This is a genomic window from Collinsella sp. LCP19S3_C9 (genome assembly GCF_052121575.1).
Lineage (GTDB): Bacteria > Actinomycetota > Coriobacteriia > Coriobacteriales > Coriobacteriaceae > Collinsella.
Genome location: NZ_JBQKDZ010000018.1, coordinates 18785 through 34349, shown reverse-complemented (window position 1 = coordinate 34349; position 15565 = coordinate 18785). Strand labels below are relative to the sequence as shown.

At 61.7% G+C, this 15565-nt stretch carries 13 protein-coding genes and 1 other RNA gene; 2 read left to right on the top strand and 12 right to left on the bottom strand.

Annotated elements, in window-relative coordinates:
- Positions 1–166: 166 nt before the first annotated feature.
- Positions 167–530: a transfer-messenger RNA gene (gene ssrA, locus ACTQXI_RS08280) on the bottom strand.
- Positions 531–769: 239 nt separating this feature from the next.
- Here ssrA and ACTQXI_RS08275 point away from each other — a divergent pair.
- Complete coding sequence (locus tag ACTQXI_RS08275; protein ID WP_154518567.1) at positions 770–1204, top strand: hypothetical protein; 435 nt, start codon at positions 770–772, stop codon at positions 1202–1204.
- A 59-nt stretch (positions 1205–1263) separates the two neighbouring features.
- Here ACTQXI_RS08275 and ACTQXI_RS08270 read toward each other — a convergent pair whose 3' ends face one another.
- From ACTQXI_RS08270 to moaA, 10 genes are all read right to left on the bottom strand, one after another.
- Complete coding sequence (locus ACTQXI_RS08270) at positions 1264–1779, bottom strand: type II toxin-antitoxin system VapC family toxin (protein ID WP_441049166.1); 516 nt, start codon at positions 1777–1779, stop codon at positions 1264–1266.
- Positions 1776–2129, bottom strand: coding sequence for a hypothetical protein (locus ACTQXI_RS08265; RefSeq protein WP_441049164.1), 354 nt, complete (start codon positions 2127–2129; stop codon positions 1776–1778). The genes ACTQXI_RS08270 and ACTQXI_RS08265 overlap by 4 nt, the downstream gene beginning before the upstream one ends.
- A 145-nt stretch (positions 2130–2274) precedes the next feature.
- Positions 2275–2493, bottom strand: coding sequence for a hypothetical protein (locus tag ACTQXI_RS08260; RefSeq protein WP_195838627.1), 219 nt, complete (start codon positions 2491–2493; stop codon positions 2275–2277).
- A 36-nt stretch (positions 2494–2529) separates the two neighbouring features.
- Entirely contained in the window at positions 2530–2697 is a 168-nt protein-coding gene (locus tag ACTQXI_RS08255) for a hypothetical protein (protein WP_441049162.1), read from the bottom strand.
- Positions 2698–3509: 812 nt separating this feature from the next.
- On the bottom strand, positions 3510–5186 hold the full coding sequence (gene gatB / locus ACTQXI_RS08250; RefSeq protein WP_368139013.1) for an Asp-tRNA(Asn)/Glu-tRNA(Gln) amidotransferase subunit GatB: 1677 nt from the start codon (positions 5184–5186) through the stop codon (positions 3510–3512).
- Positions 5186–6700, bottom strand: a complete 1515-nt coding sequence (gatA, locus tag ACTQXI_RS08245; RefSeq protein WP_441548505.1) for an Asp-tRNA(Asn)/Glu-tRNA(Gln) amidotransferase subunit GatA — start codon at positions 6698–6700, stop codon at positions 5186–5188. Before gatA ends, gatB begins: the two co-directional genes overlap by 1 nt.
- Positions 6700–7011 (bottom strand): Asp-tRNA(Asn)/Glu-tRNA(Gln) amidotransferase subunit GatC, encoded by a 312-nt coding sequence (gatC, locus tag ACTQXI_RS08240; protein ID WP_441548504.1) that lies wholly within the window; start codon positions 7009–7011, stop codon positions 6700–6702. The genes gatA and gatC overlap by 1 nt, the downstream gene beginning before the upstream one ends.
- A 293-nt stretch (positions 7012–7304) precedes the next feature.
- Complete coding sequence (locus ACTQXI_RS08235) at positions 7305–8591, bottom strand: MFS transporter (protein ID WP_441548503.1); 1287 nt, start codon at positions 8589–8591, stop codon at positions 7305–7307.
- A 265-nt stretch (positions 8592–8856) separates the two neighbouring features.
- Positions 8857–10161 carry a molybdopterin-guanine dinucleotide biosynthesis protein B gene (gene mobB / locus ACTQXI_RS08230; protein WP_441548502.1) on the bottom strand — a complete coding sequence of 435 codons (1305 nt, stop codon included), beginning with the start codon at positions 10159–10161 and terminating at the stop codon, positions 8857–8859.
- 4 nt (positions 10162–10165) lie between these two features.
- Complete coding sequence (moaA, locus tag ACTQXI_RS08225) at positions 10166–11221, bottom strand: GTP 3',8-cyclase MoaA (RefSeq protein WP_441548501.1); 1056 nt, start codon at positions 11219–11221, stop codon at positions 10166–10168.
- A gap of 207 nt (positions 11222–11428) precedes the next feature.
- Here moaA and ACTQXI_RS08220 point away from each other — a divergent pair, with 207 nt between their 5' ends.
- The gene (locus ACTQXI_RS08220) at positions 11429–12775 is read left to right on the top strand and encodes an MATE family efflux transporter (protein ID WP_441049152.1); all 1347 of its coding nucleotides are present in this window, start codon (positions 11429–11431) and stop codon (positions 12773–12775) included.
- A gap of 155 nt (positions 12776–12930) precedes the next feature.
- Here ACTQXI_RS08220 and ligA read toward each other — a convergent pair whose 3' ends face one another.
- The gene (gene ligA / locus ACTQXI_RS08215) at positions 12931–15159 is read right to left on the bottom strand and encodes an NAD-dependent DNA ligase LigA (RefSeq protein WP_441049150.1); all 2229 of its coding nucleotides are present in this window, start codon (positions 15157–15159) and stop codon (positions 12931–12933) included.
- Positions 15160–15565 lie beyond the last annotated feature (406 nt).

Below are 15565 nucleotides of genomic sequence, written 5' to 3'. Positions count from 1 at the left end.
CGCAAATCCGCACCGGCTTCGGCCGCCTGCCGGCGTCCTCGCCCGCGGGCTAAAAACGCTTACGCGTTTTCTTTACGCCCGCGCCCTGCATAGAGTTCGATTCTCCGCGGTATCTATAAGTAATAAAAAAGCAGGTAGGTGCGTTTACCTACCTGCCTGTAGCTATTGGTGGAGGCGCGGAGAATCGAACTCCGGTCCACGAAAGCCCCCTGATTGGCATCTCCAAGCTCAGTCGCTGGTTTAGTCTCGGACGCTTTGCGCGCAGCGACACGCTCGCGGCTTCCCAACCGGTTCGGTCTTAGCCCGCGCCATACCGATTACGTGCGCGGGAGCATTCCCCTAACATGACGTCGCGCCGGTGTCGGGGAAATCACCGGGTTGACGCGCCGCTATAAACTAAGCAGCGAGAGCCATAGGCTCAAAAGAAGAGTTGTTGTCAATTCAATTTGACGGTACCCCTGTTTAACGAGGCGAGGAGACCTCGGCTTGCTTCCTCTCTCAGAGCTATCGTGTCGAAACCAGTCGCCCCCGAATGTTGGGAAAGTCTGGATGGTATCGGGCCTGCAAACACCCGATAACCGTCGACTTTTCAAGGAACACGCGGGGTGAACCCCGCTCGTGGATAGCTATCTTACCACGTTCTAAAGGCAGACAGCTGCTCTATGCACGAGCTGTGAAGACCCTAATGTGCACCATACTTCGCATTTTTGCCACTGAACGCGTCACGTATATTTTCCCCAAGCAAAATTGACCCGTCGAAAGGACCGTTATGGATACCAAGCAGCAACTCGTCAATGCCCTCGCAGGCCTGGGCTCGACCATTACCGAAGCCATGGATGTCATCGAAGGCTTTGTCCCCTGCGGACATCCCGCCCTCACGGTATCAAACGCACTCGTCGCGCTGGACGCTGACGATGATGCAGCTCTCGCCCAGCAGTTTGAGACCGTCGCGGGCTTTATCGACCACGTGAGCGAGAACCGCGGCGTGGCCGCCTACCACGGCATCGAGGTCGAGCTCGCAGGTCCCAAAGCCGATCTGCTCGCAGCAATCCGCGAGGTAGGCGCCCTTATGCAGACCGCAGGCGTCAAGAACACCCAGGTCAACGAGTGGGTCTACCGCAGTCTAGCAGCACTAAACGATTCCGACGAAAAGGCCGCCGAGAAGCTCGCCGAAGCTCCCGTCATCAAGGCAGCGCTTTTGTAATTAAAGGATGCGTGGCCTTCTGAGCACCGACGTTCCGAAGGCCACGCAAACAGTTCGCGCTAACCGATAGCCGCGCCACCACGTTCGGCCAAAGCTAGAATCGGCATCATTTGGCGCGGGGCCTTTGCTGCAAGATCGGCATGTTCGAGCAGCTTGCGATTGTTGGTCACCAAGTAATCGATCTGCGCGCGCTTGCACGCGGCGAGTACCAAGTTGTCCTCGTAATCGCGATGGAGCGCTAAGTATTTGTCGGCCAGCCAAAGGTCCGATGCATCTGCACCCACGGCCGTGGCGTTTTCGGTCACGTTCCGAACAAACGCCAACGCCGCATCGCCAATTGCACGGACAGATGCCTCGTCGAGCGCTCCCCCGCCGGCAAGAACGCTACGCTTCGGCTCGTGTTGGACAACGTACAGCACGTCCTTGGCGATATGCACCGGAAAAAACAGCAACGCCCCCGTCTCCGTCGCCTGCCCAATAAACGCGCGCGCGGCAAGCGACTCGGTATGCTCGGCGCAAAACGAATCGACCCATACGTTGGCGTCCACCATGATCTTAAGGGGGCCTCCGCTCACAGGATCATCCCCTTTTGGCGATAATGCTCATCCATGGCTTCGGGATAGACTGTGTCCCAGCTGCGGTCATCAGACGCAGATGATGTATCGATGCCCAGGTCCGCGTAAAGCTGATCCGCCGCCGCCCATGATGCGACAAACGGCGAGGTGCCACCAGCACTAGGCGGTTGGTCGTCAACGGCCGACAACGCCTCTTCGCACGAACCGCCACCCTGCGCTACCTTGGCCACCACCTTTTTGATGAGCTCGGGCGGTGACCCGCCCGAAAGCCGCAGCGCCTCCTCGGCACGGTTCTTGACCTGGCGATCCACGCAAACGTTCACCTGCGCCATGCCGCTAGCAGCACCCACGTCGATCTCGCTCCCTTCAATTGCTATCCTCGATAGCAACACTATATAGAGACGCTATCAATTGGGGTCAAATGCAAAAGGCCTGCGCCCGGACGACACCGATGCCGTCTGGGCGCAGGCCAGATAACGTGGGCAAACACGTCTGCTAACGCAGGTAAGCCTTCGCGTTGCTCAGGCTGTAGGCGATCGTCGAGCCGTTGTGCAGCAGCGACGATGCCTGCGAGGCAATCGCGCCGGTAATGCCCAGTGCCAAGAGCGCCGAGTTGGTGAGCATCACCTTAGAGTAGGAGCTCGTCAGACGATCAACGAGGCCCTGGCTCATACGGCGCAGGCGCACGATCGCAGCAAGATCCGTATCGGTCAAAGTGCGCGGAACCGATGATGGCGCGACGCCCTTCGATTAACGAAGTGATGCCGTGCGCCACGATGTACTCGACGGCAGTATGCCGCACGCGATGCCCTGCACGCAGGCATTCTTTACCGGAGCGCTGGCGAGCAGCTTGATGCCAGCCGTACCAAGCAGAAAACCGCCACCGACAAGCAGGGTGTTAAACGTCGGCTTCTTCATGTTGCTTCTCCCTTTTGCCGCATTGGACACGGCACGGTGCCTCAGCACCCGAGTGAATAAGTTTACTAGAGCACACTTTTGGAAAATAATTTATCTAACTATTAAGGTCAAAAATGGTTAACTTTCTGGAAATCTTAGGGTGCAGACCGGCCGACTTTCGACAATCGGTCTGCCGCAACGTACATCTCCGGCATCCAAGAAAGACTCTCCCCCGTCCCAGCAAATCGAGGTCTAATACTTTTCCCGAGAAGTGAACGAGCAAAATCGGACCCCTGAAGCATCCGCATTTTTTAGTAACAAAACCGCAGGGAAAACTCGGCAAAACCGCAGGAAACAGCGTCCAAATAGTGTCGATGCTTCAGAGGTCCAAATAAGGTCGTTCACTTCTCGGGAAAAGTATTAAGCTTCGCTTTCCACAGCCCAAAAATGTGACCAAGGGACCGTCCCTGCGCCACATCCACAAAAAAATGAGGGTGCCAACGGCACCCTCATTCACCAAATTCCATTTAGCCCCGCCTGACCTGAACGGCTGAGTCGCCACGGAACCCGGGAGCCCGGCAGGGCGGGCGCTTGCTCAAAATGAGTTACCTTCAAAAACAATGGGCGCGCCAACGGCGCGCCCATTCACTCTATTTCCATTCAGCCCGACTGACCAGAACGGCCGAGTCGCCACGGAACCGAGGGGCCGGGCGCAGGGCCTTGCCTCTCAATGAGTTCCGCACGAACAGGAGGCGCCAGTGGCGCCTCCGTCGTGAGTCAGGACTGTCCGAAATTGAGAGGCAAGGCCCTGCGCCCGGCCCCTCGGTTCCCGCTTACGAGAGCGAGGTTCTCAGCAACTCGTTGAAGAGCTTTGGGTTACCCTTGCCGCGACTCGCCTTCATGCACTGGCCCACCAAAAAGCCGATGACCTTCTGGTTGCCGTCACGATACTGCTGTGCCTGCTCGGCACAGTTTGCCAGCACCTCGTCCACAATCGGCTGCAGCGCGCCGGCATCACTCACCTGACGCATACCGCGCTCGTCGACGATCTTGTTGGGGTCGTCGCCGGTCTGGGCCATGGCCTCAAAGACCTCGTGAGCCTGGTTGGAGCTGATGGCATCGGTCGCCAGCAGCTTGGCAAGCGCTGCCACCTGAGCCGGCGCGATGCCGGACTCGGCGAGCGACACGCCCGCGCCCTTAAGGTAGGCGATCATCTCGTTCACCAGCAAGTTTGCAACCGTCTGGGCCTCCTTGCCAGCCATACCGGCAGCGGCGGCCTCAAAGAACTCGGCAAACTCCGGGTCACCGGCGATTTGCTCGGCATCGGCCGCCTTAATGCCAAAATCGGCCTCAAAACGGGCGCGCTTGGCATCGGGCAGCTCGGGAATCTCACCTCGGCAGCGATCGATGAACTCGTCGTCCAGATCGAACGGCGCCAAGTCGGGGTCGGGGAACAGACGATAGTCGTCGGCCGTCTCCTTCACACGCATGACCACGGTGCGCTTGCGGCTGGGCTCCCAGTGGCGGGTCTCCTGATAGATAATGCCGCCCTCCTCGAGCACCTCGGCCTGGCGGCAAATCTCGTAGGCAAGGCCGTCGTGCAGGCTCTTAAACGAGTTGAGGTTCTTGAGCTCGGTTTTGGTGCCCAGCTTGGTCTCGCCGCGACGGCGCAGCGACACGTTGCCGTCGCAGCGCATAGAACCCTTCTCCATGGAGCAGTCCGAAATGCCCAGCGTCACAAAGATGCGACGGAGCTTTTCCATAAACAGGCGAGCCTCCTCAGGCGTACGCAAGTCGGGCTCGGTGACGAGCTCGATCAAAGGCGTGCCGCAGCGGTTGTAGTCGACAAGCGACTCGGCCGCGGCGGTAATGCGGCCCTCGGCACCGCCCACGTGCACCATCTTGGCAGCGTCCTCCTCCATGTGGATGCGAAGAATGCGGATGGGCACCGTGTAGGAACCGTCCTCGCGACGCTCGGGCATCTGCAGGTTGGACGCGTCATAGCTGGCCAGATGGCCGGCACGCTGATTGCCCTCGCGCATGGTCGACGTCATGGACGTGGACAGGCCCTCGGCGTTGGCCGAGGCGCTCGCCAGGCTCTGGGCCTCGGCCTCGCCAAACGCGCAATCGGGGCGCTCTGCAGCGCCGCGACCAGTCACGTCCAGGTCCAGGTGACCGTACATGGCAAAGGCGACCGGACCCTGCGTGGTCTGGAAGTTCTTGGCCATATCGGGATAGAAGTAGTGCTTGCGGTAGAACATCGAGTGGCGCTGGATCTCGCAGTTGGTGGCGAGGCCGGCCTTAACGATGCTCTCGATGGCGCGCTTGTTGGGCACCGGCAGGGCGCCGGGCAGGCCCAAGCACACCGGACACACGTTGGCGTTGGGCTCGTCATCGTGGCTGAGCTTGCAGTTGCAGAACATCTTGGTATCGAGTGCGGTGAGCTCGGTATGAATCTCCAGGCCGATCACGGCCTCCCAATCCTGCAGGACCTCGGAAAGCTCCTTCATTACAGCTCGCCTCCCTTCCCGGCAAAATCGGGTGCGACGGAAAGCGCGGGCGCACCCGTGGCGGCATCGGCAAAGCCGCGCTCCAGGGCGCGGGCAAACGTGAGCAGCTGACGGTCCTTAAACGCCGGACCCACCAGCTGGGCAGAAACGGGCAGCTGAGTATCCTCGCCCAAGCCCAGCGGCACCGAGATACCACCGTTGCCGCAAATGTTGAGCGAGATGGTGTACAGGTCGGAGAGGTACATCTGCGTGGGGTCGCTGATCTCGCCAAACTTAAAGGCCGTGCGCGGCGAGGCGGGCATGAGGATGGTGTCCACCTTGGCATACGCGGTGTCGTAGTCCTGCGTGATGAGCGTGCGGGCCTTTTGCGCAGCGTAGTAATACTTGTCGTACACGCCCGAGCTCAGCAGGTAGGCGCCGAGCATCTGACGGCGCTTGGCCTCGGCGCCAAAGCCGTGGGCGCGCGACAGCGAGCTCTGGTCGGACAGGTTGGCGCAGCCCTCCTCCTGATAGCCGTAGCGAATACCGTCGAAGCGGGCCAGGTTGGAGAACGCCTCGGCCGGGCCGATGACGTAGTAGGCGGCGATGGCGGCATCCAGGTGCGGCAGGTCGACCTCGACCAGCTCGGCGCCCTGGTTCTGCAGCTCCTGGGCGGCGCGCTGAACAGCGGACTTGACCTCGGGCGTCAGGCCCTCGGCCTCCATAAACGCGGGGATGATACCCACGCGCTTACCCTCGATGCTGTCGTTGAGATGCTCTGTAAAGTCGACGGCGCAATCCTGGCTGGTGCAGTCGTAGGGATCGTGGCCCGCGCCGGTAAGCGCGTTCATGGCCAGCGCGACATCCTCGACCGTGCGGCCGAAGGGGCCCACCTGGTCGAGCGACGAGCCAAAGGCGACCACGCCGTAACGGCTCACGGCGCCATATGTGGGCTTAAAGCCCACCACGCCGCACAGCGACGCCGGCTGGCGAATGGAGCCGCCGGTGTCCGAGCCCAGCGAGAGCGCGACCTCGCCCGCGGCGACGGCGGCAGCGGAGCCGCCCGAGGAGCCGCCGGGCACGCGCTCGGTATCCCAGGGGTTGTTGGTGCGGTGGAACGCCGAGCTCTCGGTGGAGCTGCCAAAGGCAAACTCGTCCATGTTGGCCTTGCCCATGGGCAGGCAGCCGGCATCGAGCATGCGCTGGACGCAGGTGGCGGTGTAGACGCTCTGGTAGTTCTCGAGCATGCGGGAAGCGCAGGTGGTGCGCGTGCCCACAAGGTTCATGTTGTCCTTGATGGCCAGCGGCACGCCCGCGAGCGGGGGCAGCGGCTTGCCTGCGGCACGATCGGCATCCACGCGCGCGGCGGCCTCGAGCGCAAGCTCGGGCGCCACCTGCAGGAATGCCTGGACCCCGCCCTCGCGCGCCTCGATGGCGGCAAGGGAGGCCTGGGCCACCTCGGCAGCGGTAAAGTCGCCCGCGGCAACACCCGCGGCAATCTGGACAGCGGTAAGGGAATCGAAGCTCTGCGCCATTACTCGCTCTCCCCCTCTCCCAAAATGGACGGCACGCGGAAGTAGCGGTCGCGCGCGCTGCCGGCGTTTTCGAGCGCAACGTCGAGCGACAGGTCGCGCTCGGGCTCGCGCAGGTCATCGCCCATCACGTTGGACAGGCTTCCGATGGGATGGAACGTGGGCTCCACGTCGGGCAAGTCATATTGCAAGACGGGCTCGAGCATCTGGACGGCATCGTTCATGTAGGACGTCATCTGGGCGAGCTCGTCATCGGTCAGTGCGATCTTTGCGTACTCGGCGATACCGCGCACGTCTTTCTCGCTGAGTGCCATAGGCGCTCCCTTCCGCATAACAGTTAAACCGCTCTAGTATACAAGGCAACGCCGGCTTGGAGCAGGCGCTTTACCCAAATGCAGCGAAAACGTAACGAGGGCGGCGGTTGGCAGGCGGCGGGCCGGCGGTTCTGCTGCGAAACCGCACCGTCCATAGCGAAAACCGCCACAAAGGTGCCTGGCCCCTTTGTGGCGGCCGGATCCGCAGGATGGCGTGACCCGGGGCGCAAACCGTCACAACATTCGACGTTATTCGGCAAAATCGCGATTTTCATCGAATGTTGTGATGGTTTTTACTGCTTTGCGGCACGATCCAAATGCCGGCGTCCAAACAGCAGCAGTGCCGCAGGAACCGCCGTCACGACCATACCCGCCCCGATGAGCGTCTGCTGCACGCCAAACGTCGCCGCCAGCCACGGGGCAATCGCCAGCGGCGCCACGCCGGCGAACATGTTGCCAAAGCCCATGACCGAGTTGACGCGACCGAGCTGTTCGAGCGGGGCCGTCGTTTGCACGATCGTGTTGTGGAGCGGGTTGACGACGCCCCAGGCCACGCCCAGGGCAATCTGGCCGACGAGGGCTACGCCCACGTACGGTGTCCCCACATAGAGCAAACTTCCCAGGCCCACGGACAGAAGCGCCACAAGCAGCGTCTTAAGGTTGACCAGGTGCGGCGGCAAGCGGAGCGTGACCACGGCGCCCAGCACCGCGCCCACGCCGCAGGCAGACGAGAGCCAGCCCATCCACTCGACACCGACATGCAGGACATCACGGTAGAAGAATGACTCCAGCGGATCGAAGGCGCCATAGCCAAAGTTCGAAAGGAAAATAATGCAGAACAGCAGGGCGAGGACGCTGTTGGTAAAGACTGTCTTGATGCTGGTCACGAAGGTGGCGCGGGTGGATTTATTAGAGTCGGAGCTTTGAATGGCAGTACTTGCCGTTGTGCTGCTATCCGCGGGAGCACTTTCGCGCGCGGCGACGCGACCTGCTTGCGGCCTAAAGCCCCAACCGGCGACGAGCGCCAGTACGGTAAAGATCATCATGAGCAAAAACACCGCGTGTGACGATGCAGCCGCCGCGACAAAGCCGCCCAGCGTGGGGCCGACGATAATGCTCACGTTGGAGGACATGGTGATGGCGGAGTTGATGTCTCTGAGCTCGACGGGGTCGTCGGTGAGATACGCCGGATAGGACGTGGCGACGGGCTGGGCGAATCCTATCACAAAGCCCAGGAGCACCGCGCCGGCAAGGACTGTTCCGGTCGCGCTGCCACAGGCGAGGATTGCCGCGCCGGTTGCCAACGTGCCGAAGATGCTCGCCCGGAAATGCCGGCACGGACCCCAAGCGTCAAGCGCCGCTCCACCCGCAAAGGATCCCAGGATCACGAAGACGTTCATAAACAGGACGGCCAGCGATGTCGCAACGACCGAGGCATCGTCTGCATAGGTGAGCGTTCCGATGACGCCGATGAAGTAGCTGGTCTGAAAGCCGGTATATATGAGGAAGCGCATTGCCACCAGGTGCTTAGCCTGCGCGGACAACGAAGGGTGAGGTTTTGAGAGAAGAGATACGAGCACGGAGACTCCTCGTTTCATACGAATACGGGCGGTGGACATTCGCCGCCGTCTGTCAAATCAATCTATCCGCATGAAACATTAAGGACGCATCAGGACCCTTCTCTCCGTTTTTCGCCCGTCATGAACTACTTGGTAGATTGTAAGGCATGTCACAAAAATCTACCAAAGCAAAAACCACCACAAAGGTGCCTGGACCCTCTGTGGTGGAAATGACGTTTGCCCAGATAAAACCTGCCAAAATAAACCTGTCCCTTTTTGGCAGGTTTTAGGCCAGATGGTCTTGGATAAGGTCGCAGATGGCGCGGGCGTCGTTGATGTTGATGGCTCGGGTCGCAAAGCCTGCGTCGAAGGCCTGACGTGCCAGGGCTTCGTTGCAGGCAAGGGCCAGCGTGCGGCCGTCGACCAGGTCGAGCGAGCTCTTGCCGCGCAGACGGTCGACACCGGAGCGCGCGACCACGATGTTGTCGAAGCCCTCGGTCTTGTAGCCCTCGATGATCACCACGTCGACATCGTTGTAACGCGACAGCAGCTCGCGCGCGGGCATCTCGTCCCCCTCGCGCGTGTCGGCGTACTCCGCCCAGCGCGTGGCGCAGATGAGGCCCACGTGCTTGGATCCGGCCTGGTGATGGCGCCAGGTATCCTTAGCGGGCACGTCGATATCAAAGCCGTGGTGCCCGTGATGCTTGAGCGAACCCACGCGCAGGCCACGGCGGGTGAGCTCGGCGATAACCTTCTCGACGAGCGTGGTCTTGCCCGAGTTTTGGTAGCCGATAAACGCGATCGCGGGGACGGCCGGTGTCGGAGCTGCGGGCGCGACGGCGACGGGTGCGCTCGCGGGTGCGGCACCGTCAGTGGCCACGGCCTCAACAGCAGCGGCCTGACGCTCTGCGCGGTCCCACACGCCCGAGCGGCCGCCCTCCTTGTGCAGCAGGCGCACGTCGACGATCTCCATACCGCGATCAACCGCTTTGCACATGTCGTAGATCGTTAGGCACGCGGCACTCGCGCCGGTCAGGGCCTCCATCTCGATACCCGTCTTGCCCGTCACGCCGGCCGTAACCAGTACGTGAAAGCCAACCTGCCCGTCCGCGCGCGCCGGTGCCCAGCCCTCGGGCATATCCTCGGCCGGCGTCCCCGCCGGAGCGATGGGCGCAATGTCGCACTTGCTCTTGGTAATGAGCAACGGATGGCACATGGGAATGATGTCGCTCGTGCGTTTGATGGCCATGATGCCCGCCACGCGCGCGCAGGCAAGCACGTCGCCCTTTTTGGCGCGGTCCTGCAGCACCATGGCCTGTGTCTCGGGATGCATGAGAATGGTGCCCTCGGCGATGGCGATGCGATGGGTCTCGGCCTTGTCGGACACATCGACCATGCGCACCTCGCCCTTGGCGTCCACGTGCGTCAGCTCGTTGCGACGTGCGTCACGGGCGGGTTCGGTGGCCGCGCTGGAAGTCGGCTGCGCGGACGCGTCGGCGTTGCCAGCATTCGCCGCGGCCGTGACTTTGTGGGCAGACATCGCGGCCCTGCGAGCGGCCTTGGTGGCGTCGGCGTACCTGCTCTTGGCCATATGATCATCCTCCGATTTGGGACATAAATCGTTGCGTGCCCTCAATTATCGCGTGTTCCTGCGGTTTGTGGGCCACGGCATCGCGCCAAATCGAAAGTACCTGCATATCATCACCACGGCGCAGGGCGTCGCGCACCGAATACTCGGCATCGCTAAACAGGCACGGACGCACGTTGCCATCGGCCGTCAGGCGCAGACGGTTGCAATTCGCACAAAAATGGTTGGACATGGCGCTAATAAAGCCAACCGTTCCCGCCGCGCCCGGAAAGCGCCAATAGCGCGCAGGGCCCGCGCCGGCAGGAGCATCGTTGATGTCGAGCGGCTCGAGCTCGCCCAGTCCCCTCGCGGTGGCCCCGGCATTGATGCGCGCCCGCAGCTCGTCACTCGGCACGGTATCGCTCGCGTCCCACAGCTCGGGATTGAGCGCGGGCGCATGCGGGTCCACAGCGCAATGCGAGCTCGTGCGCTCGTCGCCGATGGGCATATATTCGATAAAGCGCAGGTGGATGGGACGGTCGAGCGTGAGCCGCGCGAGGGCCGCCACATCCTGGTTGAGCCGGCGCACAACAACGCAGTTGACCTTAACAGGCTCAAAGCCCCAAACCAGCGCCGCGTCGATGCCGGCCATGGCCTGCTCGAGCCGACCCAGGCGCGTGATCTTTCCAAAGAGCGTAGGGTCGAGCGTGTCGAGCGAGATGTTGACGCGGTTAAGCCCGGCATCTTTGAGCTGCGGCGCCAGCTTGGGCAGCAGGGCGCCGTTGGTGGTGAGCGAGATGTCCTCGATCTGAGGGATCGCGCGGATGTCGCGAATAAGCGGAATAATACGGCGGCTGACCAGCGGCTCGCCGCCCGTCAGGCGCACGCGGCGAATGCCCTCCCCCGCCACCAAGCGAACAAAGCGGGCGGTTTCCTCGGCGCTGAGTAACTCGTCGTGTGCACGGGGCGCCACGCCATCGGCCGGCATGCAGTAAATGCAGCGGAAATTGCACTTGTCGGTAACGGCAATGCGCAGGTAGTTGATATCGCGGCCAAAACCGTCATGCTGCACGTGCCCGTCCACGCAGCCCTCCCCTCACGCGGCGTTTTATTCTTCGAAAAACATAATACCCCACGAGAGAATCATGCCACACCCGTACGACAGGACAGGTCGCTTCGAACAAGACCGGCTTTCCAAGCCCATCCTCAACACACAAACCTTGACTCTACAATCGTTATAGGGTTTTCACTACACTGGTACGGAAACAGACCCAGCCAGAAAGCCCCACCTATGGAACACGACCTCACACGCGGCAATGTCCTTAAGACCATCGCGGTCTTTGCCCTGCCCTATATGCTCTCGTACTTTTTGCAGATGCTCTACGGCATGGCCGACCTGTACATGATGGGGCAGTTTAGCGGTGCCGCCGGCATCACCGCCGTGGGCAATGGTGCGCAGACGCTCTATATCATTACCGTGACGCTCGTGGGTCTGGCCATGGGAACGACGGTTATCGTCGGCCACGCCGTGGGCTCGCGCCGCTTCGATCGCGCCGAGACCGCCATCGGCAACACCATCACGCTGTTTATGGGTGTCTCGGTAGTGCTGGCAGCCATCCTGCTCGCACTGTGCCCGCAGATCGTGGCACTTATTGGCACGCCAGCCGAGGCAGTCGAAGGAACCGCCGCCTACCTGCGCATCTGCTTTGTCGGCATCCCGTTTATCGCCGCATACAACATTCTCTCGGCCATCTTTCGCGGCCTGGGCGATTCGCGCTCGCCCATGTACGTGATTGGCGTGGCGTGCATCATCAACATCGCACTCGATTTTCTGTTTATCGGCCACATGGGACTCGGCCCCGTGGGCGCGGCGCTCGGCACGGTAACCGCCCAGACGGCAAGCGTTGCCCTCGCGCTCGTGTGGCTTAAGAGCCGCCGCACGAACATCCATGTTAAGCGCAGCGACCTGCGCCCCCAGCCCGAGGTGCTCGGCGGCATCCTTAAGATCGGCGTGCCCGTGGCCGTACAGGACGGCTGCATCCAGGTGGCGTTTATGTTTATCACCGTCATCGCCAACCATCGCGGCCTGGTCGACGCCGCCGCCGTGGGCCTGGTCGAAAAGATGATCAGCTTTTTGTTCATTGTACCGAGTTCCATGGGCGCCACCGTCAGCGCACTCACGGCGCAAAACGCCGGCGCGGGCAAGGGCGACCGTGCGCGTCAGGTGCTCAAAGACGCCATGACCATCTCGGTGGTGTACGGCTGCCTGATCACGGTGCTGATGTGGCTGGTGGCGCCGGCGTTTATCGGCTTTTTCGCCAAAGACCCCGCGGTGGTCGCGGCCGGCACCGGCTATATGCGCAGCTACATTTTCGATGCAATCTTTGCCGGTATCCACATTTGCTTTAGCGGATTTTTCGCTGCATATGGCAAGAGCTACATCGGCTTTGCGCACAACGTGCTTGCCGTGGCACTCATTCGCGTGCCGGGCGCGTGGCTGCTGTCGAACGCCTATTCCGACACGCTGTTTCCCATGGGCATCGCCTCGCCGTGCGGGTCGATTCTGTCGGCAGTCATCTGTGTTGTCGCGTTTACGGTGCTCAACCGGCGCGGGGCTTTTGACAAGTTAGCAGCGTAGCGGGGCAATGCGAAATCGCCCTCATTGACGACATCATCAGCGACGACCCCGCGACCTACGTGACGCAGATCACGATGCCGGTTTCCCCAACAAAGTAAGAACCGCCCGGAAGGCATCGCGCTTTCGGGCGGTTCTTCAATTTGACTATTGATGCCTTAAGCCTGGGGCACCTCACCGGTAGCCAAGATCTGCTCGAGTGCGTCCTCGTCCAGCACGGGTACGCCCAGCTGCTCGGCCTTGGTAAGCTTGGAACCCGCTTTGGGACCGGCAACCAGATAGCTCGTCTTCTTTGATACGCTGCCCGAGACCTTGGCGCCGAGCACCTTGAGCGCCGCGCCCGCCTCGTCGCGCGTGCGGTTGACGAGCGTGCCGGTGAGCACGAAGGTCAGACCCGCGAGCGGCTGTGCGTCGGCGAGCTCGCCTGCCACGCCAGCGTCGGCTGCGGCTTGCGCGTGCGCGGCGCCCAAATCGACCTCGAGCAAAAAGCCCGCCTGGCGCAGACGTTCCAGGACGGCAAGGTTCTCGGGCACGGCCAGGAACTGCTTGACGCTCGCCGCAATCTTGGGGCCGATGCCCTCGCACTCGGCGATGTCCTCTTCGCTCGCCAAGATAAGCTTGTCAATCGACAGGAATCGCCCGGCGATGACCTCGCCCACGCTCTTGCCCACGTGACGGATGCCCAGGGCAAACAGCACGCGACCGAGCGGCTGACTCTTGGACTTGTTGAGCTCGGCGATGATTTTCTCGGCCGTCTTGAGGCCTACCGGAATGGGGTCGCCCTTCTTAACGCCCTTTTTGCTGTTGGAGCTGGCATAGGTGCGCCCCGTGTCCAGGCCTGCGATGTCGTCGACCGTGAGCTGATAGAAGTCTGCGACGTCGTGAATCAGCCCGGCGGCGATCATCTTGTCGACGATCTCGTCGCCTAGGCCATCGACGTCCATACAACCGCGGCTCACCCAGTGGAGCAGGCGCTCCTTGAGCTGTGCGGGGCAGTCGATGGACACGCAGCGGTAAGCCACCTCGCCATCCTCGTGGACCACGGGGCTACCGCACACGGGGCAGATCTCGGGCATATGCCAGTCGACCGAATCGGCCGGACGCTTGTCGAGCACCGGACCCACGACCTCGGGGATCACATCACCCGCCTTGTGCACGATGATGGTGTCGCCCTCGCGCACGTTTTTGCGGCGGATCTCGTCGATGTTGTGCAGCGTGGCGCGCGCGATGGTGGAGCCGGCAACCGTCACCGGGTCGAACTCGGCGACCGGCGTGAGCACACCGGTGCGGCCCACCTGGATGCGAATTTCGCGCAGGATGGTCTGCTTTTCCTCGGGCGGAAACTTAAAGGCAATGGCCCAGCGCGGCGCGCGGGCGGTAAAGCCTAGGTCGAGCTGCTGCTGGAAGCTGTCAACCTTTACGACCACGCCGTCGATGTCGTAATCCAGGTCGCCGCGGTGCTCGAGCGCCTGGGCACAAAACTCGTGGACCTCGGCCGGCGTGGCACAACGAGCCACGTTAGGGTTGACGCTAAAGCCGGCGCTACGCAACCAGTCCAGAAACTCGCGCTGGCTGTGGACGTGCAGCGGGTCGGTATCGGCGATGGCATAGATAAAGGTGGCCAGATCGCGGCGCGCCGTGACCTTGGGATCCTTCTGACGCAAGGATCCAGCAGCGGCGTTGCGCGGGTTGGCGAAGGGGTCGCGGCCCTCGGCATCGGCCTCTTCATTCAGGCGGACAAAGCTGCCCTTGGGCATATAGACCTCGCCGCGTACCTCGATGGTGCGCTCGCGGTCGGCGCCCATGTGAGCGAGCGCCGGCTCGGATAGGTGCATGGGCACATCCTTGATGGTACGGACATTGAGAGACACGTCCTCGCCCGTGGTGCCGTCGCCGCGCGTGGCGGCGCGCACGAAAGTGCCGTTTTGATAGGTAAGCGCGACGCCCAGGCCGTCGATCTTGAGCTCGCAGGTATAGGTGACGCTACCGGCGCCGAGCGCATCCTCGGTGCGCTGGAGCCAAGCGTCGAGCTCGTCCAGATCCATGGCATCGTCCATGGAATACATGCGCGCCATGTGCTTGACCGGCGTAAACTGCTCGCTCACGTAGCCGCCCACGCGCTGGGTATAGCTGTCGGGCGTCACCAGGTCAGGGTAGGTAGCCTCGATTTCTTGCAGTTCAACGAGCATTTTGTCAAAGGCAGCGTCCGTGATCTCGGGCGCATCGAGCATGTAGTAGCGGTAGGCGTGGTAATCGAGCTCGTGGCGCAACTCAGCCGCGCGCGCTGCCGCCTGGGCACGGGTATCGGCCGGCGCGGCGGTATCCGTGCTCGCTGGCGTTTCGGTATCGATGTCCACGCCGTCACCAAACAGGCTCGATTGCTCCATAGCGGCACTCCTTCGCTCGATTTCAAACGGATACAAGAGTACCACCGGTCGCGATGGGGCCGAATAGCAGTCTCAAACCGCACCGAATTGGCAGCGACCGGACCAGGGTTGGACAGTTAGTTCAGATTTGTATAATTACGCGCGCCGAATCGAGCTGAAATATCGGCTTTTCGCCCCAATCAATCGTTCTGAACGGCAAATTAGGTTTGCTTCCGTCTTCGAGACACCCATCTCGGCCCGTCTTTCATTTCAAAACCGCTCAAAACACGCCTCAGACCGCACCCGTTATATACAAATCTGAACTAACTGTCCAAGCCCTTCCGAACCATGCCCTTGCCATTTCTAAATGATCCGTTTTCCTCCATCCCCAACGGATCAATAAGAGAAGAGGGGCTGTCCCGCGCTG